This is a genomic window from Paenibacillus sp. SEL3 (assembly GCF_054602585.1).
This window is the reverse complement of the sequence record NZ_CM137725.1, coordinates 4,135,183-4,158,717: the sequence shown is the minus strand read 5'-3', so window position 1 is coordinate 4,158,717 and position 23,535 is coordinate 4,135,183. Positions and strand designations below refer to the sequence as shown.

Annotated in this window: 25 protein-coding genes; 8 read left to right on the top strand and 17 right to left on the bottom strand. The window is 47.0% G+C overall.

Annotated elements, in window-relative coordinates:
• Window positions 1-46: 46 nt before the first annotated feature.
• The 6 genes from ACYCS5_RS19140 to tlp form a co-directional block, all read right to left on the bottom strand.
• Window positions 47-1,021: a glycoside hydrolase family 43 protein gene (locus tag ACYCS5_RS19140; protein ID WP_029517134.1), complete on the bottom strand. Its 975-nt coding sequence runs from the start codon at window positions 1,019-1,021 to the stop codon at window positions 47-49.
• A 222-nt stretch (window positions 1,022-1,243) separates the two neighbouring features.
• Window positions 1,244-2,530, bottom strand: coding sequence for a threonine ammonia-lyase IlvA (gene ilvA, locus ACYCS5_RS19135; RefSeq protein ID WP_029517135.1), 1,287 nt, complete (start codon window positions 2,528-2,530; stop codon window positions 1,244-1,246).
• Window positions 2,531-2,740: 210 nt separating this feature from the next.
• Window positions 2,741-3,580, bottom strand: a complete 840-nt coding sequence (locus ACYCS5_RS19130; RefSeq protein WP_318628216.1) for a carbohydrate ABC transporter permease — start codon at window positions 3,578-3,580, stop codon at window positions 2,741-2,743.
• Window positions 3,581-3,583: 3 nt separating this feature from the next.
• Window positions 3,584-4,546, bottom strand: a complete 963-nt coding sequence (locus tag ACYCS5_RS19125) for a carbohydrate ABC transporter permease (protein ID WP_029517137.1) — start codon at window positions 4,544-4,546, stop codon at window positions 3,584-3,586.
• 27 nt (window positions 4,547-4,573) lie between these two features.
• Window positions 4,574-5,866 (bottom strand): ABC transporter substrate-binding protein, encoded by a 1,293-nt coding sequence (locus ACYCS5_RS19120; RefSeq protein ID WP_340931356.1) that lies wholly within the window; start codon window positions 5,864-5,866, stop codon window positions 4,574-4,576.
• Window positions 5,867-6,106: 240 nt separating this feature from the next.
• Complete coding sequence (gene tlp / locus ACYCS5_RS19115; RefSeq protein ID WP_250243226.1) at window positions 6,107-6,331, bottom strand: small acid-soluble spore protein Tlp; 225 nt, start codon at window positions 6,329-6,331, stop codon at window positions 6,107-6,109.
• 170 nt (window positions 6,332-6,501) lie between these two features.
• Between tlp and ACYCS5_RS19110 the strand changes: the two genes are divergently transcribed.
• Entirely contained in the window at window positions 6,502-7,698 is a 1,197-nt protein-coding gene (locus tag ACYCS5_RS19110) for a chromate transporter (protein ID WP_165149941.1), read from the top strand.
• 91 nt (window positions 7,699-7,789) lie between these two features.
• Here ACYCS5_RS19110 and ACYCS5_RS19105 read toward each other — a convergent pair whose 3' ends face one another.
• Window positions 7,790-8,416, bottom strand: a complete 627-nt coding sequence (locus ACYCS5_RS19105; protein ID WP_341038763.1) for an alpha/beta hydrolase — start codon at window positions 8,414-8,416, stop codon at window positions 7,790-7,792.
• A 213-nt stretch (window positions 8,417-8,629) separates the two neighbouring features.
• On the opposite strand from ACYCS5_RS19105, the gene ACYCS5_RS19100 reads away from it, so the two are divergent.
• Together ACYCS5_RS19100 and ACYCS5_RS19095 are read left to right on the top strand one after the other, a co-directional pair.
• Window positions 8,630-8,941, top strand: coding sequence for an autorepressor SdpR family transcription factor (locus ACYCS5_RS19100; protein ID WP_029517140.1), 312 nt, complete (start codon window positions 8,630-8,632; stop codon window positions 8,939-8,941).
• Complete coding sequence (locus ACYCS5_RS19095) at window positions 8,938-9,591, top strand: SdpI family protein (RefSeq protein ID WP_459759967.1); 654 nt, start codon at window positions 8,938-8,940, stop codon at window positions 9,589-9,591. The genes ACYCS5_RS19100 and ACYCS5_RS19095 overlap by 4 nt, the downstream gene beginning before the upstream one ends.
• Window positions 9,592-9,683: 92 nt before the next feature.
• Here the strand turns inward: ACYCS5_RS19095 and ACYCS5_RS19090 are convergent, their stop codons facing one another.
• Window positions 9,684-10,508, bottom strand: a complete 825-nt coding sequence (locus tag ACYCS5_RS19090) for an aldo/keto reductase (protein ID WP_459759966.1) — start codon at window positions 10,506-10,508, stop codon at window positions 9,684-9,686.
• A gap of 44 nt (window positions 10,509-10,552) precedes the next feature.
• Window positions 10,553-10,846 (bottom strand): putative quinol monooxygenase, encoded by a 294-nt coding sequence (locus ACYCS5_RS19085; protein ID WP_013308817.1) that lies wholly within the window; start codon window positions 10,844-10,846, stop codon window positions 10,553-10,555.
• Window positions 10,847-11,007: 161 nt separating this feature from the next.
• Between ACYCS5_RS19085 and ACYCS5_RS19080 the strand changes: the two genes are divergently transcribed.
• The 5 genes from ACYCS5_RS19080 to ACYCS5_RS19060 all read left to right on the top strand — a co-directional run bounded on the left by ACYCS5_RS19080 (window position 11,008) and on the right by ACYCS5_RS19060 (window position 16,562).
• Window positions 11,008-12,681: an ATP-binding protein gene (locus tag ACYCS5_RS19080; RefSeq protein ID WP_459759965.1), complete on the top strand. Its 1,674-nt coding sequence runs from the start codon at window positions 11,008-11,010 to the stop codon at window positions 12,679-12,681.
• Window positions 12,674-13,402, top strand: a complete 729-nt coding sequence (locus ACYCS5_RS19075) for a response regulator (RefSeq protein WP_459759964.1) — start codon at window positions 12,674-12,676, stop codon at window positions 13,400-13,402. Before ACYCS5_RS19080 ends, ACYCS5_RS19075 begins: the two co-directional genes overlap by 8 nt.
• 201 nt (window positions 13,403-13,603) lie before the next feature.
• Window positions 13,604-14,584 (top strand): ABC transporter substrate-binding protein, encoded by a 981-nt coding sequence (locus ACYCS5_RS19070; RefSeq protein ID WP_459759963.1) that lies wholly within the window; start codon window positions 13,604-13,606, stop codon window positions 14,582-14,584.
• Entirely contained in the window at window positions 14,581-15,585 is a 1,005-nt protein-coding gene (locus tag ACYCS5_RS19065; RefSeq protein WP_459759962.1) for a FecCD family ABC transporter permease, read from the top strand. Before ACYCS5_RS19070 ends, ACYCS5_RS19065 begins: the two co-directional genes overlap by 4 nt.
• A complete protein-coding gene (locus ACYCS5_RS19060; RefSeq protein WP_459759961.1) occupies window positions 15,582-16,562 on the top strand; it encodes a FecCD family ABC transporter permease in 981 nt (326 codons plus the stop codon). Before ACYCS5_RS19065 ends, ACYCS5_RS19060 begins: the two co-directional genes overlap by 4 nt.
• 64 nt (window positions 16,563-16,626) lie before the next feature.
• Here ACYCS5_RS19060 and ACYCS5_RS19055 read toward each other — a convergent pair whose 3' ends face one another.
• From ACYCS5_RS19055 to ACYCS5_RS19020, 8 genes are all read right to left on the bottom strand, one after another.
• The gene (locus ACYCS5_RS19055; RefSeq protein WP_069012863.1) at window positions 16,627-17,865 is read right to left on the bottom strand and encodes a serine hydrolase; all 1,239 of its coding nucleotides are present in this window, start codon (window positions 17,863-17,865) and stop codon (window positions 16,627-16,629) included.
• Window positions 17,866-18,048: 183 nt separating this feature from the next.
• Window positions 18,049-18,474, bottom strand: coding sequence for an OsmC family protein (locus tag ACYCS5_RS19050; RefSeq protein ID WP_029517152.1), 426 nt, complete (start codon window positions 18,472-18,474; stop codon window positions 18,049-18,051).
• Window positions 18,475-18,528: 54 nt separating this feature from the next.
• A complete protein-coding gene (locus ACYCS5_RS19045; RefSeq protein ID WP_459759960.1) occupies window positions 18,529-19,278 on the bottom strand; it encodes an amino acid ABC transporter ATP-binding protein in 750 nt (249 codons plus the stop codon).
• A 14-nt stretch (window positions 19,279-19,292) separates the two neighbouring features.
• Window positions 19,293-19,940 (bottom strand): amino acid ABC transporter permease, encoded by a 648-nt coding sequence (locus ACYCS5_RS19040; RefSeq protein ID WP_459759959.1) that lies wholly within the window; start codon window positions 19,938-19,940, stop codon window positions 19,293-19,295.
• 85 nt (window positions 19,941-20,025) lie between these two features.
• Window positions 20,026-20,883, bottom strand: a complete 858-nt coding sequence (locus tag ACYCS5_RS19035) for a transporter substrate-binding domain-containing protein (protein WP_318628209.1) — start codon at window positions 20,881-20,883, stop codon at window positions 20,026-20,028.
• A 99-nt stretch (window positions 20,884-20,982) separates the two neighbouring features.
• A complete protein-coding gene (locus ACYCS5_RS19030) occupies window positions 20,983-21,660 on the bottom strand; it encodes a TetR/AcrR family transcriptional regulator (protein ID WP_459759958.1) in 678 nt (225 codons plus the stop codon).
• 513 nt (window positions 21,661-22,173) lie between these two features.
• A complete protein-coding gene (locus ACYCS5_RS19025; RefSeq protein WP_019685981.1) occupies window positions 22,174-22,521 on the bottom strand; it encodes a winged helix-turn-helix transcriptional regulator in 348 nt (115 codons plus the stop codon).
• A gap of 160 nt (window positions 22,522-22,681) precedes the next feature.
• A complete protein-coding gene (locus ACYCS5_RS19020) occupies window positions 22,682-23,428 on the bottom strand; it encodes an SDR family NAD(P)-dependent oxidoreductase (RefSeq protein ID WP_165149917.1) in 747 nt (248 codons plus the stop codon).
• Window positions 23,429-23,535 lie beyond the last annotated feature (107 nt).

Genomic DNA, 23,535 nt, shown 5'->3' with positions numbered 1-23,535 from the left:
TATCTATATGATTTTACTACATAGGTGACTCCAAACGGTCCTCTCTTTAGTACGTAGGCCAGCCTGCCGAATCCCATTTCAAATCACTAATCAGAAGTTTTGGATTTCCTTTATCAGTGGCATCATAGGCATGACGCGCAATGACACTGTTGTTATAGACGGATTGGCCGCCAGGTCCCTTCCAACGGTCATTCCCCGCATCCAGTATCGTTCCACCGCCGTCCATCAGGCTTTTGCCGCTCTTGTCCACATACGGTCCAGTAATACTAGTAGAGCGACCGTAAATAATCTTATAATTACTATCTACGCCTTTGCAGCAGTTATCAATGGAAGCAAACAGATAATAATAGCCGTCGCGGTATGTAACATGTGGCGCTTCCAAACCACCCGCCGTACGCTTGGCGATAGAATAGATCTGCCCCGTAGGCTTCATCGTATTCTTGTCCAATCGAGTCACTTTCAAGCCTGAATTCCATGAACCAAAGGAAAGCCACGGGTTACCGGAAGCGTCAATGACGAGATTCGGGTCAATCGCATTATAATCGTTGGCATCCGTCGTACGCAGCACGAGTCCATCATCTCTCCAGCTCCCCGCGCCAATGCTTGTTGCTGAAGTCAATCCAATGGCCGAAGTGCGTGACCCAAAAGTAGAAATGGAATAGTAAACCCAGACACGTCCATTGTACTTCTGAGCGTCCGGTGCCCACACATCGTTAGGCTTTTGCTTAGGTACATACGATTTCCACCATGATGGCGGCGACAGGAATATTTGCGGCAATCTGTAAAAATTGCGTCCGTCGTCCGATCTTTGAACCTGTATCCCCTGCCCTGTGGAGAAAATATACCAAGCGTTGCCTTCCTTCGTAATGGACGGATCATGTACTGCCACATCACCAGTTAACGCCCAGTGCTCTGCGGATGCAGATGGCATCACTGAAAGTAACAAAGCAGCCGAGGTTACGGCAGCAAACGCCGTTCGGGTCAATTTACTCCGTACTGATTTTTTCCATGCTTTCAACATTTCTTTCGCACCTCCGAATGAGTATCTTATAATGAAATTCAGGTGACACACCTATTACATTAGTGTTTATACTTATGAAGTTACCCATATATTAACCTATCACATTCTATTTTGTAAACGCTTTATTTCAAATAAAAAGAAATTTATAAACTACGCATAACGCTTTACATACGAGGATTTTGCAAAATCCTGATACAAAAAAGGGAGCCCGCAGGCTCCTTTTCAAATTAGCATATTAAATAGATTTTCGTTTTTATTCAGTTCCGTATATTTAAGCCCCTTGCGGTTCATTCGTTCAATTAAAGGAAAATAGTCTTCCTTGTGGAACAGCTCAATGCCGACCAGAGCTGGTCCATTTTCCTTATCATTCTTTTTCGTATATTCAAACCTAGTAATATCGTCGTCCGGTCCAAGCACATCCTGTAGAAACTCACGCAGTGCCCCAGCTCTTTGCGGGAAATTCACCATAAAATAATGCTTCAGTCCTTCGTAAATTAGGGACCGTTCCTTAATCTCCTGCATTCGATCTATATCGTTGTTACCACCGCTGACGATACAGACAACCGTTTTGCCTTGAATCTGCTCGCGGTACAGATCAAGTGCTGCAACAGGCAGTGAACCCGCAGGCTCCACAACAATCGCATTTTCATTATACAGCTCCAGAATCGCGGTACATGCTTTACCTTCCGGTACCTTCACAATATCGTCCAAGGTATGTTTACAAATATCGTATGTCAGCTGACCCACACGCTTCACCGCAGCTCCGTCAACAAACTTGTCTATTTGATCCAGTGTAACCACCTTGTGTAAACGCATCGCTTCCGTCATCGACGCCGCGCCAAGGGGTTCCACACCAATGACCTTGGTGGATGGACTCACGGTTTTAACATACGTACCTACGCCTGCCGCCAAACCGCCGCCGCCAATCGTTACGAACACATAATCCATAGGTGTATCTAGACTCTCCATCACTTCCATCGCAATCGTACCATTGCCCGCAATAATTTTCGGCTGATCAAACGGATGTATGAAGGTCATTGCCTGTTCGCTACACACCTTCATGGCCTCATCATAGGCATCGTCAAACGTATCTCCAGTCAAAATGACCTCGACACTGTTTCCGCCAAAGCGACGAACCTGCTTCACCTTCTGATTGGGCGTTGTACTCGGCATAAATATTTTACCATGGATACCAAGTGCATTACATGAAAAAGCCACACCTTGCGCATGATTCCCCGCACTCGCACACACGATGCCTTTTTCCATTTGCTCAGGAGTCAAGCTACGGATCATGTTGTAAGCTCCACGGATTTTAAAGGACCGCACGACTTGAAGATCCTCTCTTTTCAGATACACATTACAGTTATATTTGGCCGATAGGACGGCATCCCTCTGTAAAGGTGTACGTACAATCACCTCACGCAGCATATGATGCGCCCGTACAATATCCTCCATGCCAACGGTTGACGCCATGGCCGGGTCAGTTTTCTGGGTTTCTGTTGGTTCCATAGGTTCTCCACGCTCCGCCTGAATATTTCTGTATTTGAAATCTTTCAAATATCATACCACGTTTACCCATAGCTTGTGCAGATGATAGCATGAAAATGAGAATGAAAATCAATCAAATCTAAAAAAAGGAAGACCGGGACAATGCCCGATCAACCTTTTCTGACGTTGCACATTTCTTGTATTCAATCGCTCCATTGAATACCTTTCCGATTACCCTTTTACTCCACCTGCCGTCATTCCTTCAATAAAGTAACGCTGGAAGAATAGAAACACGACCAGAATCGGTAAAATAGCCAAAACGGAGCCCGCAATCAGCACATCATAATTGTTGCCATATGGCGTCAGCAGACTGGACAGTCCAATGGGCAGTGTCAGCATGTCGTTGGTCCGCAATACAATCATCGGCCACAGGAAGTTATTCCAACTGTTCATCGCCTGCAAAATAGCCATTGCCGCAAATGCAGGCGCCATTAGAGGCATCATAATGCGTACGAAAATGCCATATTCTGAGCAGCCGTCAACCCGCGCAGCATCCATAAAATCCTTGGGTACTCCACTCAAATATTGACGGAAGAAAAAGATTGGGATCGGCGCGACGACGAAGGGTAGAATTACACCCCATACTGTATTAATCAGCTTCATGCCGATCATTAGCTTGTAGAGCGGCAGCATGATAATTTCTACCGGAATCATCATTACAACCAGCACCAGTGTGAAAATCACATTTTTCAATTTAAAACGGTACATCTCCAGACCATAGCCCACCATCGCGGACAATATCAGACATAACACCGTAAACAAGACGGTAATAACAATACTGTTCCAGTACCATTGAAAATAATCCGTCGTCCCCTGAAAGATGAACGCATAGTTTTTCAAGGACATGATGTCCCACTCCAGCTTAAGATTCAAGCCGTAGCGCAACAGCTCCGTCGATGGCTTGAACGAGGCAAGCGTCACGGCAAATAGCGGAAACAGGGCAAACCCGGCAAACAGAATGAACAGGACAACGAGCAATGCGGATAATGAGCCTTTTTGTTTCTGAGCCATCGCTTAATCCTCCTTCCGGAACATGCCGAAAAATTTGAGCTGGATCAGGTTCAGCACGAGTGTAAATACGAGCAATACAATGCCCACCGCAGCTCCGAAGCCCATACTGTTCTGCTCCAGACCTTGGCGATAGAGATAGCCAACAATCGTTAAACCAATATCGTTCGGGGAGTTATTTCCGTTCCACAACATGTAGCTTTCCGTGAACATGGACAACCCCGCATAAATGCTAATCGTAAATACGTAGATCGTCACTGGTTTCAGCATAGGAATCGTAATCCGCCAAAATGAATCGAATCGACTGGCTCCATCAATCTGCGCAGCTTCATACAACTCGGGGGGAATGTTCTGGAGTCCCGACATGTAGTACAGCATATTTACGCCCAACCATCTCCACAAGGCCAGCACGATCAACGCTAAAAAGCCGGTGTTGGCGTTCATTAGCCATTTATACGGCTCCAGACCGAAGACCCCCAATAGGGAGTTCATCAGCGAACCATCCAATTCCCCGAACATGAGGCGGAAGATCGTTCCTGCTACCACCACCGAGGTTAGTGCAGGTATAAACATCACGGAGCGAAACAACCCTCTGCCCGGCATTTTAGGCGAATTCAGCAATACTGCCAATACCAGCGGCAGAGGAATCAGCACGACCAGTGTAAGCAGCGTGTACAGGACGCTATTCAATATCGCCTTTCCAAACGTAGGATTGATTAAGTCCTTATAATTTTCCAGTCCAACATAAGTTGTTATCCCTGGCAGGACTTCCTGGAAGCTCATAATGACCGTCGAGATGACCGGATAGGCAAAAAATAACGCAAAGGACAGTAAAAATGGAAGGACAAACACATACGGTGCCGTACGACTGGAATGAATAAATCGGCTCCATTGGCTTCTGGCCGGACGCTGAGTTTTTGGCGGCTGACCTGTCGGTACATTAGCGTTCGTATGAACGGGCGTTGCCATGAATCTCACTCCCTTTCCTGTTGGGGTCTATCTCAGTTCATCTGCTAGCTCATGCAGCACCGTGGCTGGATCTTCGCCACTCTGTAGTGTCCGATAAAGTATTTTATTGCGTACAGCACTGGCGATGTCAGGCGTTTTCGGTCCAATATGCACCGCATTGATCTCATCTTTGACTTCGATCAGCGTGTCAAAAATATTTGTTCCGAAATACTCCGTAAATTTGTTTTTGGCTTTGGCTTCCGGCATTGTCCACACTTCACTGCGGATGGGATCAAACCCTAGCTGCTTCCAAATCTCCACATTCCCTTGCTTGGACAGCTTGGCAAAGGCTAGAAAACGCATCGCCAGATCCTGGTGCTCTGATTGGTTCGTGACTACCGTTCCGGTTCCGCCCATACCCGCTGAGCGATAGCCGCCTTTTTCCCACGCCGGCATGGGTCTGATGATAATTTTACCTTTCAGGTCAGGCATGTAATCCGTAAAACGCCCCATGTACCACATCGGCATCCATACCGAAGCAGCCCCGCCTTTGTTCATAAACCCGTAGTATTCCTCCATATGATGCCCGCCGCCCGGTGAGGGAATAGCGACTTTGTCTTTTACCATCTGTTGAAGAAACTCAAGTGTTTTAATATTGGTTTCGTTATCCAACGTCAACTCGCCCTTGTCATCCAGAAAATCTGAATTTTGCTGGGAGATCATCGGCCAATAGCTCCACAGGTCATTCGTTTCTAAGGTCGCCATTGGCTTGCCTGTTTTCGCAAGTACTTGCTTGCCTGCAGCAGCATAGTCTGCCCAGGTGACGATGGAATCCGGGTTTACCCCCGCCTGGTCCATAATCTCTTTATTGTAATACATCACTTCGGCTCCAACGTGGAAGTCAATGCCGTAATATTTACCGTCTTTGCCGTAAATCTGTACTCTGGAAGGTACAATGTTATTGATCTCGGGGTCAATCACCGGATTGAGCGGGACCAGTTGCGGTATCCCTTTGAGGAAATTACCGATCTTGTTCACCTCGATATCCGCGATATCCGGCGCTCCCACCCCCGATTGCAGCGCAATCGACAGCTTGCTGTGATGGTTGTCATAAGGAAATGTATTCGCTTTCAAATTAATCAATTCATCAGGGTGCTGTTGGTTCCATTGGTCAGCCATTTGCAGAAAAAACTTCTCATGCAGTTCATTGAACGTCCATAATACAAGTTCTGTTCCCGGCCCTTCCTTTTCATCGGTCTTGAAAGAACAGCCTTGCAGCAGTCCAGCCATCAAAACCACCGCCATAAGTATCAAAGCCATGCTTTTTCTTCGCAGCAGCATATCCTTCCCCCTTCGCATGATGAAATCCTAATTCATAAATGATTGCGCTTTCTTTTATTATTTAACATCAATACAAATTAGTTTACAACAACATTATTTATAAAATTTTTATTTTCAACGAAGATTAGCGTCTCCACTGCATTATAGGGGGCAATTGAAATGAATGCAGTTATGATGATTTTTGCATAAAAAAGAGGCCCCACCCGAATTAAAACTCGAAGTTGGGCCTCTCTATTTTTACTACTCTTGGGAATGAGCTGCTTCGTCCTTCACTTCTTCGCGAAATGATCTAATACTTTCTTTACGACGATTATTTTTTTCTTCGATCTGCTGACGCTCCTCGTTGCTGATTTCAGAGGAAAATTCGTTCAGATATCCTTCAGCTTCATGCAGGTTCTGCTGTGTGTTCTGAATACTTTGTTGCAAATGTTCAACATTATCGGCTCGATTATCTGGTTTTGCCATTCCTTTGTCGCCTCCTAATCATGGGGTCGCTCAGTAGAGCGCTAATCCGTAGCTTGATCGCTATCGGATCATTTTATGCATGCCTGAGCCAAATTAATAAAATGGAGTAATTTAGATTACATTATTCAGTTATATTAAAGTTAGAAGATATGAGAAAAGGAGCCCCGTTTATGGAAACGAATAAGCAAGAGCCGCTAAGGGGACAATTAGCCACTCTTCTTCAAGTGCTGATGGTGTCCGCAAAATTAGGACTCACTTCCTTTGGAGGACCGATTGCACATATAGGATACTTCCATGATGAATACATACGTCGCCGAAAGTGGATGGATGAAGCAAGTTACGCCGATCTTGTAGCCCTCTGCCAGTTTCTCCCTGGTCCTTCCAGTAGTCAGGTTGGCATTGGAATTGGGGTTGTAAGAGCAGGATTACTTGGAGGACTTGCTGCCTGGATTGGTTTCACACTGCCGTCGTTTCTTGTGTTAGTTGCGTTTGCTTTCTTGCTTCAAGGATACGATATAGCGAGTGCGGGGTGGATTCACGGATTAAAGATCGTAGCTGTTGCGATTGTGGCCCATGCTATTCTAGGTATGGGACAGAAGCTGACGCCTGATCGGGATAGGGCGACAATTGCCGTGATTTCCGCCGTGATTACGTTGTCCTGGCATACAGCTTACAGTCAAATTCTAATCATTGTTACTGCTGGTGTTATCGGGTTATGGCTTTTTCGAAAGCAAGAGGCGGAGATTACGTCCAATCTTCAAATTGCGATTAGCCGAACTTTTGCGGTCTGCTCCTTGATTGTATTTGTTGCAATGCTTGTGGCACTTCCGCTTCTTAGATCCTCAGAGGAAGTGGGATGGTTAACGCTGTTCGATAGCTTTTTTCGTTCAGGCTCTTTGGTATTTGGTGGGGGACACGTGGTATTGCCGCTTTTGGAGAGGGAAGTTGTTCCAACTGGATGGGTTAGCCGAGAGAATTTCTTGGCAGGTTACGGAGCTACGCAAGCCGTTCCAGGGCCGTTATTCACCTTTGCAGGTTACCTTGGAGCTATGGCCTGGGGGTTACCAGGAGCGATGATTGCTACTCTCGCCATTTTTTTGCCAGCATTTCTTCTTGTTGTCGGCGTACTTCCGTTCTGGAATAAATTAAGAAACAGTCCGAAAATCCAAAGGGCTTTGGTAGGAGTGAATGCAGCTGTGGTTGGTATTTTGCTGGCTGCGCTGTATGATCCGCTTTGGACTACCGCCATCCTGAAGCCAATAGACTTTGCTCTGGCGGTCATTTTGTTTGTGATGCTTGTTTTTTGGAAGCTGCCGCCCTGGGTGGTAGTTCTTGTGGGGGCAACTGGAGGAATGCTGCTAGGATAAGAGCCGACAGCCTACAAGCAGTCGACTCTTTTGGGCAATGATTTTAACCAGGTTACTCGCCCTATCCTCAACATTTTAACTTATCCGGTATTTAAATCTGCTCTCCACTCAGATTAAAATGCTCTCCAAACCATTGGCCTGCGGCGGCAGCTTCTGTACGGGTCAATTGATGACCATTGCGTTCCCAATATGCTTCCACCTGCGCTCCGGCTCCCTCCAATAATGCTTGCAGCTCCCGGGATTCCGAAGCCGGAACAATCGGGTCATTTTCACCGGAAGACAGAAATACAGGGACACCGTTCAATTCAGGCAAGTCCAGCCCACGCAACGGCACCATTGCATGGTGCAAAATAGCTCCGCGTAACGCTTTTGCATCGTGAAAGAGCATGCTGGCGGCTATGTTTGCACCATTGGAATAGCCCAGAGCCACCACGTTATTACGGTCAAAATCGTATTGCTCTGCAGCTGTGTCCACAAATTCGCTCAGTTCTTTGGTACGAAATACGAGATCCTCAATGTCGAACACTCCTTCTGCCAAACGGCGAAAGAAGCGCGGCATTCCATTTTCCAGCACATTTCCTCTTACGCCTAACACAGAAGCTCCCGGTGCTACCATCTCAGCCAAAGGTATTAGGTCTTGTTCATTCCCACCTGTACCATGCAACAGCAAAATAACCGGGGCTTGCGGACCATTTCCTTTACGAAAGACGTGTTTCATATCTATTCCCTCCTCTAATTAACTTTAAATTAAGAATCTTATTTTTTGTATAAATTGATTATAGTCCATTTCACTACTTTATACAAACATAATTGACCTCGTTCATTTTTTCTAAAATGATGTCCTGTTCCATTGACATGTAGTATAGCTGTATTTTACTATGGTGTTAGATATTTAGAATATTATCTAAATATCTAAAGGAGGAAATGTATTTTGAACGATGCCTTCAAAGCTTTGGCTGATCCGACCCGGCGTACAATCTTGCAGCTTTTAAAGGAAAAAAGCATGAGCGCAGGCGAAGTAGCTGAACATTTTCAAATTAGCAAACCCAGCATCTCCCACCATCTCAATATCCTAAAGCAGGCTGGGCTGGTGCTGGATGAACGACAGGGGCAAAACATTATATACACCCTGCATACAACGGTTGTGGCGGATGTCATCGGTTGGATGTTCAGTATAGCCCACTCCGATACCCCTGCGAGGAAAAATGTGAATCATATTAAGGATGGGGAGGAATCTGAATGAAATTTCGAACACCTTGGAGCTTGACGGATGTTTTGACAACTTTGATTGCCTTATCACCCGCCATAGGCGCTATACTGCTGTACGACCGGCTTCCCAATGTTCTAGTCTCGCATATTAACTTTAACAATACAGCAGACGGGTATACGAGCAAAAGTGGTTCTATTATCATGCTCGTGTTGTTGGGCCTAGTCCCGCTGGTCATTCGATTGGCACGCCACATGGACCCCAACAGAGCTAATTATGAGAAATTTTCAAAAGCCTATGAGGTTACGCGTGTAGGCACTTCGCTCATTCTCGCTATAGCCGGTTGGGGAATGCTGCTGTATAACCTGAATATACGACTGCAAATGAATGCTATAATTTTAGGATTAATAGGCCTGATGCTGATGGTGATGGGGAATTATATGACTCAGGTACAGCCGAACTATACGTTCGGTATCCGCACGCCGTGGACTCTGTCTAATCCCGAGGTGTGGCGTAAAACGCACCGTTTCGGGGGGCCTATGATGATGCTTGGCGGTGCTTCAGCGTTGGTGGCGGCATGGATCGGTGGAATGGCGGGAGTAGTCATTTTCCTAACCGTACTGATCATATCCGTTATCTCTCCTGTACTCTATTCTTACTTGTTGTATCGTAAGCTAAGCAAGTAAATAGACAAAGCCACACCTGAACCTAAAAAAGGAACCTCCCAAACCGCGATAAACGCAGAATGGGAGGTTCTTTTTTACAAGTGAATATTTATTTAAAACAACAGTTTATCGGGATGGGTGCCTACACGCTCATCCAGATGAAGACCATTGATTCGGTCAATATCCTCAGCCGTCAATGCAAAATCGAATAAATCAGCATTTTCGCGAATACGATGCGCGGTTACCGATTTGGGAATCGTCACAATCCCCCGATCCAGATGCCAACGCAAAATGACCTGCGAAGAGGTTTTACCGTATTTGGCAGCAATCTCAACGATGTCCGCTTGCTCGGTTAATTTCCCCTTCATCAGCGGGCTCCACGATTCTAGCTGAATCTGGTGCTCCCGGCAGTATTGATGCAGCTCTTGTTGTGTCAGACGTGGGTGAAGCTCCACTTGATTGATGACAGGAACCATGTTGCTATCTTGGAGGAGGTCTTCGAGATGGTGAACTTGGAAGTTACTAACGCCGATAGCGCGTACGCTTCCTTCTTCATACAAGCGTTCAAATGCTTTCCAGGTTTCCTTGTACTTATCCTTACCAGGCCAATGAATGAGATACAGATCAATGATATCCAGACCCAGCCGTTTACGACTTTCCTCAAAGGCACGCAGTGTTGAATCGTAGCCCTGATCCTGATTCCATAGCTTGGTGGTTACAAACAGATTTTCTCTAGCCGCTCCACTATCACGAATGGCTTGTCCAACCAGTTCCTCGTTGCCGTAGATCGCCGCTGTATCAATGTGACGGTAACCGACCTCAATAGCTGTTTTGACCGCTTCGTAGACCTCATTACCTTCCGCCTTGTAGGTACCAAAACCAAGCCAAGGCATCTGAACTCCGTTATTCAGTACAGTTGTATCTGCAATGTTCCCCATGTCTATTCCTCCTGTTCCTGATTATGAATTATCCAACGGGATGGTTACAGTTTAGTTGCATCCTGAAAAGCATTCACTTGAAGCGGAGCAGCCAACAATTCTTTAGCGGCGGCAACAAATGCCTGGAAATGGGCAGAATTATTATGGAAATCTACAGCAGCAGCATCTTTCCACTCTTCAACCATCGTAAATGCGTTAGGATCATTCAGATCCTGCATTAACGTGTAACGTACATTGCCTTCTTCAGCTTGGGATGCGCTGATCAGCCCTTGGGTTTGTTGCAAAAAAGTTTCTCTTTTCTCAGGTAAAACTTTCATATCGGCATGAATAATAATCATATTATGTTCCTCCTCGTATTATGTAACTATTTCTATTATAGACCATTCTTTCGATAGAATAAAAGTGCGGGCGTTTCTGTAATGCAGTAAAATGGATCGTATGGAGGAGATTATCGGCTGATTCGTTCCTCCTATATTTTGTTTAACGGCGGTGAAGGCATGTGCGTTTTCAGACAAAACTAATAGTATTTATATCCCTTTTAGTACTGGTAGTTACCGGGCTGTTGGGATTATCCTTTCGATATATGATCACCTCCGCTCTATATGATGAAATCGGAAAAAGGGCGCTAACCGTCGCCAATACCCTCGCCGTAGATGCGCAGGTCAGAGACGCTCTGGAGCGGACCGAGACGACGCAATTGCGTTCGCGTATCAACGAGGCCATAAAGCCCGTCCAAGCCAGCAGCGGAGCTGATTTTATTACTATTGCTGATCGCCATCTCATCCGGCAGTGGCATGTAAACCCGGAGCGCATCGGCACGCCTATGATAGACCCCATGAATGATAAGGTACTGCAAGGGCAGTCCTTGATCACTGAATCGACGGGCTCTCTGGGACCGTCAATACGCGCCAAAACAGCCGTTTATGATCAGCAAGGTAAGGCCATCGGGCTCGTCTCTGTAGGTTTTTTAATGACAGATGTGCAGCAAAATATTCGTACATACACATATGCATGGCTCTGGTTAATGGTGGGTGCTCTGATGATCGGCATATTGGGAAGCCTGATTATAGCGCAACGGGTACGCCGCGCACTGCATGGACTGGAGCCAGTGGAGATCGGACGGTTGTACCAGGAAAAGCAAGCCATTATTGAGTCCATCGGCGAAGGGATTATCGCGGTTAATAGTAACGGACAAATCACACTTGCCAATCCACAGGCAGCTCGTTTGATCGGACTCCCGCCGGAAACCTCTATCTACGGATGCGACCTTCGTCACTTGACTGGTGTTCCGGATGTACTGGTTGATATGCTTGTTGCCGATTACACAGTAGAGCATTCAACGATGGGGCCAGATCAGGGACAGTACATATGGAATAAGGAAATTGAGGTCCAGCAGCGAACTGTAGTCGTCAGCCGTGTGCCGATCCAGGATCGTTCCGGTCGCATCATGGGAACAGTTGCCAGTCTGCGTGACAAGACCGAACTGCTCCGAATGACACAACAGTTGACAGAGGTCAAAGATTATGCGGAAGTACTGCGATCACAAACACACGAATACGCCAATCGGCTGTATCTCATATCCGGCCTGATTCAGTTGGAGTGTTATGACGAAGCGGTGGACTTTATCACCCAGGAATCAGAGGAATATCGTGTACACAGGCCGATTGCCACTGCTCTCCTGCCCGATTCAATCATCGCCAGCCTACTGATCGGCAAGAAGAAACAGGCGCTGGAAAAAGGGATCTTACTCCATTCTGATATTAAAGGAGCATTCTCAACCCAGTCTCCTACGTTGGAGTGGTCCTTTCTCGCTTCCATAGTCGGAAACCTGCTGGACAATGCCATGGAAGCTGTTGCGATGTCCTCCATCTCTGACGGACAGGTCTGGTTCCGGCTTGAAGAAACGACTGAAGCCATCATCGTCGAAGTTGCAGATAACGGATCGGGAATTTCGGACGATATCCAAGAAAAGCTGTTTGTCAGAGGAGCTTCGACCAAAGCAGAAGCTGGACATGGATATGGCCTTGCTCTCGTGCTGGAGTACACTGAACGAATGGGCGGCTCTATAGAAGTACACGAACGGCCTGGTGGTGGAAGTATTTTTGAGGTATACATTCCTTTACAAAGAACTGATACGAGTAATGATGCAAAAGGAGATTATGCCCATGAATGAGCGGGTTTTATCGGACATTGAGGTTCTTATTATTGAAGATGATCCACGAATTGCGGAGATTAACCGCCGATTTATTGAAAAGGTGGACGGGTTCACCGTATGTGCAATCGCGACAAACGAATTTGAGGCAAAACTTCAACTGGACGTGCTCCGTCCTCCTCTAGTCGTGCTGGATGTTTATTTTCCTGATACGGATGGTCTAACCCTGCTTTCGTTCATCAAGCAACACTATCCGGGTACAGATGTTATTATGCTGACTGCCGCCAAAGAAGCTGAAACAGTGGTACAAGCCGTTCGTGCAGGTGTGTTTGATTTTATCGTGAAGCCGCTTGTATTTGAGAGATTGCGTGCTACCTTGAAGGAATACGCCCGGTTTCGGCGACAAGTCACAACATGGCAGGAAGAACAATCCACGGTGGAGCAATCGGAAATTGACAGTTTGCTTCAAAGCGCGGGCACCGGTCGGATGGCAGGGAACGGAGTTGGAGAACTATGGGCCAAAGGCATCGATAAAGTGACTTGCGACAAAGTGCTAGATCTCCTGAATCGACGGGGTGAGGTGACTACAGGTACAGTGGGAATTGAGCTGGGTATGAGCCGTTCTACAGCCAGAAGGTATCTGGAGTACTTAGTGGAAAGTGGCGATGCGCACCACGATCAGGTGTACGGAACCGTTGGCAGACCAGAGCGTATCTATCGCCGACAGCGGGGGGATGAATAATCCCTCCATCTCTGATGTCCTGGTACTTCCCCCTCCTCCCATTCGTAATTTTAATGAATTTAATTCATTTAATCGATCAAAACGGTTTAAATGACCACATTATTTACGTCCTCCTTCCCGATTGCTAGAATGATCATCAGTTGGTTAATTGATAATGATTATCAGTTTCTCTGATAATCATACTGGAACGGGGGATAACATATGGCAACACCGAAACAACCACTGCGCACAGGCATGCTGCTTGCAGCGATCCTGGCACTACTGACGGTCATTATGGCGGGATGTGGAAGCCAGTCACAAGATAACAGCGCAGCAGCACCTCAAGCAACAGGCGACACTCGAATGATTAAACATGAGATGGGAGAAACCAAAGTTACAGGTACACCCAAAAGAATCGTAACCCTGGAATTCTCTTTTGTCGATGCCACAACCCAGCTGGGCGTAACTCCTGTCGGTATAGCTCAGGAAAATGACGATGATATTGATGGGCTGCTGGGCAAGAAAATCGACTTCACACCAGTAGGCACACGCAAACAGCCAAACCTGGAAACGATCAGCTCCTTGAAGCCGGATTTGATTATTGCCGATCTGAATCGTCATAAAAGCATATACAAAGAACTAAGTGAGATTGCTCCGACCATTGTTCTAAAGAGCCGCAATTCCTCCTATGAACAAAACCTAGCATCCTTCGGTGTTATCGCCGATGCGTTGGGTGAGAAGGAAAAAGGCGAGCAAATTCTCGCGGCGCATAAAACTACAATGAAAAAGTTGAAAGAAGGCATCCAAGCGGGTGAGCCACGCAGCGTATTGCTAGGGGTATTCCGTTCTGATTCACTATCGGCTCACGGCGCTTCATCCTTTGATGGACAACTGCTGGAGCAAGCAGGTATCCACAACGCCCTTCAAAATACAACCGAGCCTACTGTCAAGCTGACACTGGAACAGATTTCACAAGCGGATCCTGATGTGATCTTTTTGGTGGAAGCCGACGAGAAGCTGATTGCGGAATGGAAGCAAAACCCGCTTTGGCAAAACATTACAGCCGTCAAAAAAGGGGAAGTTTACGAAGTAAACCGGGCACTATGGACCCGGTACCGTGGACTCGGCTCAGCCGAGAAAATACTGGAGCAAGCCATTTCGCTTCTGTATCCCGCGCAAAGTAAAGGAGACGGCTCCCATTGATCGGACAAGCCTCACGCGACCGGCTGAATAAGCCGGTCTTCTTTGCACTTATCGCTGCGTTGCTGGCTGGATTGCTACTCAGCGTGGCGATTGGCCCAGTCAGGATGGACATCCCCACCATGCTGACTGCGCTGTTCACCGAGCACCCGTCCAAGGATCAGCTCATTATCTTGACGATACGCCTACCACGTGCCGTCATTGGCCTGATCGTCGGCGCCGGGCTTGCCGTGGCCGGAGCGCTGATGCAGGCCATCACACGCAACCCGCTGGCTTCGCCGCAGGTATTCGGGGTCAGCTCAGGCGCTTCGCTGGCTGTCGTGCTGTCCGTCGTGCTGCTGCCGAATATCGGATCGTCCGGCAGCATTTATTTTGCTTTCGCCGGGGCCATCGCAGGCGGCTCCTTCGTATATGCGCTGGCCGGAACGGCGGGCATGACGCCGGTCAAGCTGGCCCTAGCCGGGATGGCCGTGCATCTGCTGCTGGCCTCCATCACCCAGGGACTGCTCGTGTTTAACGAGCAAATATCTGATGTGCTGTATTGGCTCGCCGGAGCCATCGACGGGTCCACATGGGCCGACACGCGTCTGGTGCTGCCATGGTTTGCCGTGGGTATGATTCTTGCACTGGCGCTAGCCCCTTCGCTATCTGTGCTGAGCCTCGGGACGGAGGTCGCACAGGGATTGGGACAAAACGTACGTCTTGTCCGTCTACTGGCCTCGGCCTCAGTGATTATGCTGGCAGGCTCTGCCATAGCGGTAGCCGGGTCCATCGGCTTTTTGGGCCTGATGGTACCGAATATCATCAAGATGTTTACAGGCGACAATTACAGACGGATCATCCCCCTGTCTGCAATCTGCGGAGGTCTTCTGCTGACCTATGCAGACGTGCTTGGACGATTTATTGCCTTTCCTTATGAATCGCCCGTTGGCATTGTAACCGCGCTGGTGGGTGCGCCCTTCTTTTTATATCTAGCGCATAAGAACGGGAGGGCTTCACGATGAAAAAACTGTGGATTTTACTCGCGCTCATGCTGAGTGTTGCTTTTATAGCTATAGGCGTGGGCAGCACCTACATTACGCCCTCTGAGCTGATCGCGGCTCTGACTGACCGGAATGCTTCTTCCTGGTTCATTGTTCACCATTATCGGCTGCCGCGCGGCCTACTGGCCATCATGGCAGGAGCTGGGCTGGCAGTAGCCGGTGTTCTGCTGCAAGGTATGATCCGCAACCCGCTAGCCTCGCCAGATGTGGTAGGTGTATCCAAGGGGGCTGGCTTTGCGGCGGTTCTCGTCATCGTACTGCTCCCCTCATCCCCAGTGGCGCTGTTGCCTGTAGCCGCCTTTGTCGGTGCCGGGCTAGCAGCACTGTTGCTCGTACAGCTTTCGATGAAGGGAGGCATGCGTCCCAACATGCTAGCCTTGACCGGACTGGCGGTGGGCGCTATTTTTCAGGCTGCGACCGACTATATACTGGTCAAGTATCCACTCGAAGCCAGCGACACGCTCACTTGGCTAGCTGGAAGTCTGTGGGGCAAAGGCTGGGACGAAGTGTATGGGCTACTGCCGTGGTTAATCGTGTTACTACCTCTCGCCTATGCACTACAGCGCAAGCTGGATATTATGAGCCTAGATGAGGAAAGCTCTGCTGGGCTGGGACTTAGCGTGAAGCGTGTGCGTACAGGACTGCTAGCCGTGTCAGTCGCCTTGGCTGCCTCCTGTGTCGCTGCCATCGGCTCCATCGGATTTATCGGACTGCTGGCACCGCATCTGGCACGACGGTTATTTGGCAATCGCCACCGCTATCTATTGCCCGGCTCGGCGATGATCGGCGCGCTGATTCTCGTCCTCTCCGACGCGCTCGGACGGGGTCTGAAGCCGCCGCTCGAAATTCCCGCTGGCATCGTGACAGCCGTCATTGGCGCGCCATATTTTTTGTATCTATTACTGCGGGAACGCACAGAAAGGCAGCGGATAGGATAAGGATAAGGATAAGGAGTTGCGCATCGCAGTTAAACGCTGCATTATACCGTAGCGTTTAGCTGCGTTACCTTCTCACCTGTACACCGATACGCTGATTAATTTCTTTTGTAAACGATTTATCATGTAGTAATCTCTTTTTAAAATCATTTATCATTTCAGGCAAGCTGGCATTTGTGTTAGGATCCAAATCGTTAAAAAAGACAGCTAGCTCTGTCAAATGCCCTTCCTTATCTGTTGCATACATTGTCAGTGTCAAAACGTAAGCTGTGGAGCCACCTTTTTGCCCAGTATGTTTCAAAAATTGCTGGTTTTCAGGAAGAACCATAAGTGGTTTCTCCATGACCTCGGACAATAACTTTTGCTCAACTTTTGTGAACCCTTGACGGCGGTTCAGCTTACTCATTAAAAAGGCATAATCGGCTGTCGTTGAAGCTATAAAACGATCCGTATTGATACGGTCATAATCCTGGTCATACCAGTTCTTAATATCTGCGTTTCTCTTGTAAGAACCACTCACATCACGGCGCAGCTTGTTATGAATCACACGGGCATATCGGCGAAACTCCGTGCCAGACATCGCCTGGATGGCTTCTTTGGCAGAAATATTATTCTTTGTATTATTCCAATTCTCACCTTGGCTCTCCTTCATACGTTCGTAAGGAATCAGAATAGAGGATACAAAAGGATAAATAGGATCATGATTTTGCAAACCCAAGTTGGCTCTCGTCCGATTGATCGCTTCCAACCCCAGTTTGTCCATTAAATACTCCGCATTGGCGTTGGAACTGAATTGAATCATCCCCTTGGCAACCTCGCGTACAGATACAGTTTCATTCTGTATCCGCCCTTTAGCTTCCATATCCTGTAGCCACGCCGCATGAGCACCACCATCCAAACCCGGCAAATAAAACCTTTCCAGCGAAATCAGCTTCACTCTCTTATCCGGGTTAATCTGACCCACCGCCGCTTGCTTGGCATATTCAATCGCAATGATCGTTTTGACGGTGCTCGCCAAAGGCATCATACGGTTCTCTTCTTGGCCTGCCAGCTTTTTTCCATCTCTCAGAATCGTAATCGAAACCTTTTCTGCATTCGCCTCCACAAAATGAAGTAAACGCGTGGCAGCATCCTGTTCCTTCGTTTCTTCCTTAACGTCAGCTGCAATCGCAGTTGTGGGTCGGACGGTATTCGGGGGATTAGCCACTTGATTCTGCACGAAAGATAGTAATCCTGTTGTCACACCCATAACGATGAGCACTGTAGCCACAATAGTTGCTATTATGATAAGGCACTTTCGTTTCACTATAACCTCCCCCTGTATGCATTTCATACATAGGTTTATTTTCCCATTTTTATATTTCAATTTCTATTTTAAACGAAAACACAGTACAAAAAGTTTCATTACGTGTCATATTTTCAAATAACATAAAAAAGAGAGTCTCCTGTATATAACACAGGCTGACTCTCTTTCATTATTCTTCAACACTTATGCTGGATAGGGTACTTCGGTTCCATTCAAAATGAGGTGCATTCGAATTTCCGCTTTTAAGGAATCGGATACGGCACAATATTTTTCCTTACCCATCTGAATTGCTTTCCATACGCGGTAATCCGGAATATCTCCATCTACGTGGAATGTCAGATCAATCGCTGTAAAGCCTGTCGGCGTTTCTTCCTTGCGCGTACCTTCTGCGTCAATATCAATGCGAGTAATGTCTGACAAGAAACGATCCAAAATCATTGTGATATCGATACCCATACATCCTGCCAGACCTGCCAATAGCAGTTCCATGGGTGTCATTCCTTTACCATCACCGCCATAAGCCGCCGTAGCATCCATCCCTACAGAATAACCGGATGGTCCCTCCGAAGTAAACGCGCGTTTGCCGTGCCAAGTTGTAGATACTTTCATGTTCAAAGGCCTTCTTTCCATTTTAATAATCTATGATTCATCCTCGATCTTATTTTAAAATTCACTGATTTGGCGTAAAAATTTCTGTGTTCTCTCATGCTGGGGAGTATCAAAAAACGCCTGTGGCGCTGCCTCCTCCAAAATGATACCATCTGCCATAAATACGACCTTGTCCGCCACCTCACGAGCAAATTTCATCTCATGGGTAACCACGACCATCGTCATCCCGTCTTGAGCCAATTCTCGCATAACACCCAGCACTTCCCCTACCAGCTCGGGATCAAGCGCCGATGTCGGCTCGTCGAACAGCATAATCGTCGGGTCCATCGCCAGCGCACGCGCAATGGCTACCCGTTGCTGCTGTCCACCGGACAGACGTGAAGGATGTACATCCTGCTTGTCCGATAACCCCACCCGCTCCAACAACCGTTGTCCGATGGACATAGCCTTGTCGCGCGGCATTTTTTTTACGGTCAGCAGTCCTTCAATGACATTGCCGATGGCGGTTTTGTGCGGATACAGATTGAATTGCTGGAACACCATCCCCGTCTGTTTGCGAATATCACGAATGGCTGCTTGGCGGACACGAACGGGAGCTGTAGCATCGACCTCAATCCCATTTACCTCAAACTTGCCGGAAGACAGCTCTTCCAGACCGTTCAGGCAGCGCAGCAAGGTACTTTTACCTGAGCCGCTCGGGCCGAGTAATACGACGATTTCACGAGCGGCAACCTGAAAATCAATGCTTTTCAGAACCTCTACCTGTCCGAATCGTTTACCTAATCCGCTTGTTGTTATCATCATCTATCATCTCCACCTTAATAAGCTCGAGCCAGACGCTTTTCCACCCGCTCCAGTATAGCGGAGAATCCAATGCTCATAATCCAGTACATCAGGCCAATTTCGAGCAGAAACGGCATGTAGCGCAAATACTGTGCTTGTAAAAGCTGTGCCTGTCGCATCAATTCACTGACCCCGATCACCGACACCAGCGATGTTTCTTTAAGCATACCCACAAATGTATTCCCCATCGGTGCAATTGCAATGCGTACCGCCTGAGGAAGAATAATACGCCACATCGTTTGACCGGCCGACATTCCCGTCGCATAAGCTGCCTCGGTCTGTCCCTGGGGTACGGCCAAAATAGCTCCACGGAACGTCTCCGATAAGTACGCCCCTGTATTAATACTGAGTGCCAGACAAGCAGCCGTCAGCGATCCGAATGATACTCCATAATCATCCAGTCCATAATAAATGACTGCAATCTGCACCAAAACCGGCGTCCCCCGAATGATCGATACATACATGCGCGCCAGCCATCGAACGGGTCGATTCCCCTTCAACCGGGCCACCGCTACAACCAAACCAATGATTAGACCAAAAAACATAGAGACAATCGTAATATATAGCGTATAATAAGCACCCTTTAATAAAAAAGGGACGTTCTCCCACATTAATTCAAGCATTGGTTATATCCCCTTCTTTCAGACGAGTGGCCCCATGTCAGCATAAAAGCCAAGACTGGAGCCAGACGCCTCTAACAGGCTTACGTTATTCTTTTGGCTCCTCGCCAAACCATTTTTTGAAAATTGTTTTGTAAGTGCCGTCTTCCTTCATTTCCTTCAAAGCCTTGTTCAAGGCTTCTTTGAGCTCAGGAGTTTTCTGGTTAATGGCTACACCCGCTTGATCCGATTTAATCGGCTCGCCTACGGCTTTAATTCGGAACCCGTTTTTATCGATAATGGGCTTGAGAGCATACAGATTGTTGATTGTTGCGTCAATACGTCCAGAGTTTAGATCCTTTAAGGAAGTAATGACATCATCATATGTTTTAATCTCAAAATCGCCTACCTTCGGCAGTACTTCATTCCGCAGATAAGATTCATCATTCGTTCCCAAGCCGACACCAATGGTTTTGCCTTTAAAGTCCTCCAGCTTGGTAATATCATTTGTTTTGCTGTTTACGATAATGTTTACATTGTTTGTGATATAAGGCTCTGTGAAGTCAATGGCCTTCTTACGATCCTCTGTAATCGTCACCTGACTAATCACTGCATCGAATTTTTTCTTTTGCAAACTTGGAACCAGTCCCGAAAATTCTTGTGCCGTGAACTCCGGTTTCACTCCAATCCGCTTCGCCAATTCTTTGGCGATATCCACATCAAATCCGTCCAATTCCTTGTTATCGTTCAAGAAATTGTACGGCGGATAGGTACCCATCATGCCTACCTTCATTACACCAGCCTTTTTGATTGCTTCGAGCTGGTTACTCGCTGCCACATTACTGCTACCCGCTCCATTGCTAGTATTAGAAGCTTCTGGCTTAGTACCGCAAGCGCTCAGCACAAGGCTGAACAATGCCAGAGCCATAAGTATAGTTACCAAGAACCCTTTTTTACGTGTTTTCATGTATCCTTCTCTCCTGTCTGGATGTAAATGATTGAGTTCATATATGTGATTTGGCTATATTATTTGTTGCCAACTACCCATTCATGCGATGTTGACCCTCTAGCTTTGACCTAATAATCCGTAAAATTCAAAATTAGCCGCTTCTTCTGCCAATCTTTTAGCAGTTATCTGCGTGATGTGGTCATGTGTTCCCTCTGAACCGAATAGCCAGCGTGTAATGACACCTTCGATCATGCTCATGAGTAGTGCCGCCCTTAATTCGACATCCAATTCAGCAGGCAACATGTTCAGCTCGATCGCTCTTTCCATATTGCGCCGGAATGCCAGCTCCATCGCAGCCCTTGTCTCTCGGATACTCTGGCGCACCGGTTCATCGACACCGCTGCCGATCAGCAGCAACCCCATCAGATAGCGGTTCTCCAATGCAAAATCAAATAATCGAACAAACAGCGCTTCCGAAGCCTTAACCATATCAGCCAGCGTTCCCGCATCACGGCGATATCCCTGTCCAATCGCTGACAGTAGTTGTTCACGACCGGTGGCGATAATCTCCATCGCCAGTGCCTCTTTGCTTTTAAAATGCCAATAAAACGTGCCTTGGGCTACTCCCGCCTCTACCACGATATCTGAAATCTTCGTTTGGTGGTAACCCTGCTCGGCGAACCGCTTTAATGCAATGTGAAGAAGCTGTGTTCTGCGGTCTGTTTCTTCTCCCGCATGCTCAGCAGGTTGGTCATTTGAGTCAATCTCGGACTGCTTCGCCTTCCGTGGCTGCATGGATTTCCTCCTCCCGATTGATCAGTCAGTCAGTTTTGTATTTTTAATCCTATAGGATAAGTATACTTTTGTCAAAGAAAAAAGTGTCAGAAGAAAATAAAGTTTTGCTGCTCCAAGCGGCTTTTAAATTTTAAAAACCGACAGATCCCATAAAATAAGTATTAGACTGGCGCCAACAAAAAAGACAGCGGCAGTCTCAGACTACCGCTGTTTTATTAAACTAACGTTTCTCGTTAGCGTAATGGGTTCATTGTCATTAGCCTCAACCGCTTACTTGTTTGCTCAGACTCCTGGCAACAGCTGGGGCATGATGCTTTTGCCATAATCCAAGACGTACTTATTAATCTCTGAGACAAGTTTTGTGTCCTTAGTTTTGTAGTGCACCTTGTTAATTACGAAGTAACCTGTACTAGAATATTGCTCATCACTCGAAAACATCAACGTAAAACGATAAAACAAAAAAGCCGCTAAAATAGCGACTTCAAATGGGACTATGCTCTTGTCCCCCGACAGTTAATCCAGATACAAAATCTCAATCTCGCCCGGAGCGAAGGATTGCTCTGCGTAATTCCCCCCCCAATCACAAAGCGATCTCAAAATGGGTTCAAGTGATTGACCCAGTTCCGTCGTTGAATATTCCACCTTAGGCGGTACCTGATTGTACATCTTTCTGCGAATTAATCCGTCTGTTTCCAGTTCCCGAAGAGTTTGAATCAGCATCTTTTGCGATATATTATGAACGAGTCGCTTAAGCTCTCCCGTCCGTTTAGGTCCTTTTATTAAATAGTACAGAACAAGCCCCTTCCACTTTCCTCCGATAACCTCTAGTGTAACTTCCAGTTCACAGAAAAATGTTTTCATATCAATACACCATCTCCCGATCTAAGAATATCCCCTTCATGTATCGCTTGATCCTTCAAGGATCACTGAAGGAAAAATTGAACGTTACATGGAGGGGATAATACAATCGCCTTTAAGTTGATTTAAAAATCTTTGTCGTTTGAAAATTACTATGTCCTGGTTAAACTTGAGCTACTCCGCCATCTACGAATAATTCAACGCCGTTCATATAGCTGCTTTCATTAGAGGCTAGGAACATGACAGCATTGGAGATCTCTTCAACCTGCCCCACTCTGCCGAGCGGAATATCATTTTTTGCCTGTTCCAGTAAATGATCTAGTTCAGAGCCAAATAACTCATCGTACGCCGGCGTTACGATTGTTCCCGGACTAAGGATGTTTATACGAATTTCGGTCCCTCTCATATCAAGAATCCAGCTGCGGACGAGCTGTCTGATCGCTGCCTTGGATGCACCATAGATACTAAACGCTGGCATCCCCGTCGAGCCAGCAGTGGATCCCGTTAGAATAATCGAACCTCTTTTATTTGGAAACAAAGCTAATGCCTTTTGTACTGTAAAGATGGTTCCTTTCACGTTGACATCGAAAGTCTTGTAGTATTGTGCTTCTGTAATTTCTCCTAATGGAAGCAATGACCCTAGTCCGGCATTTGCAAAGAGAATGTCCAAGTGTCCCTTTTCTCGCTTAACTGTTTCAAATAATATATCTAGATCTTCCGATTTAGATATGTCACCTCGGACACCTGTAACATTCTTTCCGATCTGCTTTACTGCTTCATCCAGTTCACGTTGTCTGCGTCCCGTGATAAAAACGTAAGCCCCTTCTTTTACGAACTGTTGTGCCGACGCGAGACCGATGCCGCTTGTACCTCCGGTTACAACTGCTACCTTCCCGTCAAATTTCCCCATTCTATTACACTCCTTTTATAATGATTTATATGGTATAGGATGCTCTGTCTGCTTCATGAACCTCCTATGAACGATAGTATGGGGGAAAAGTTACAAGAAAAACAGTA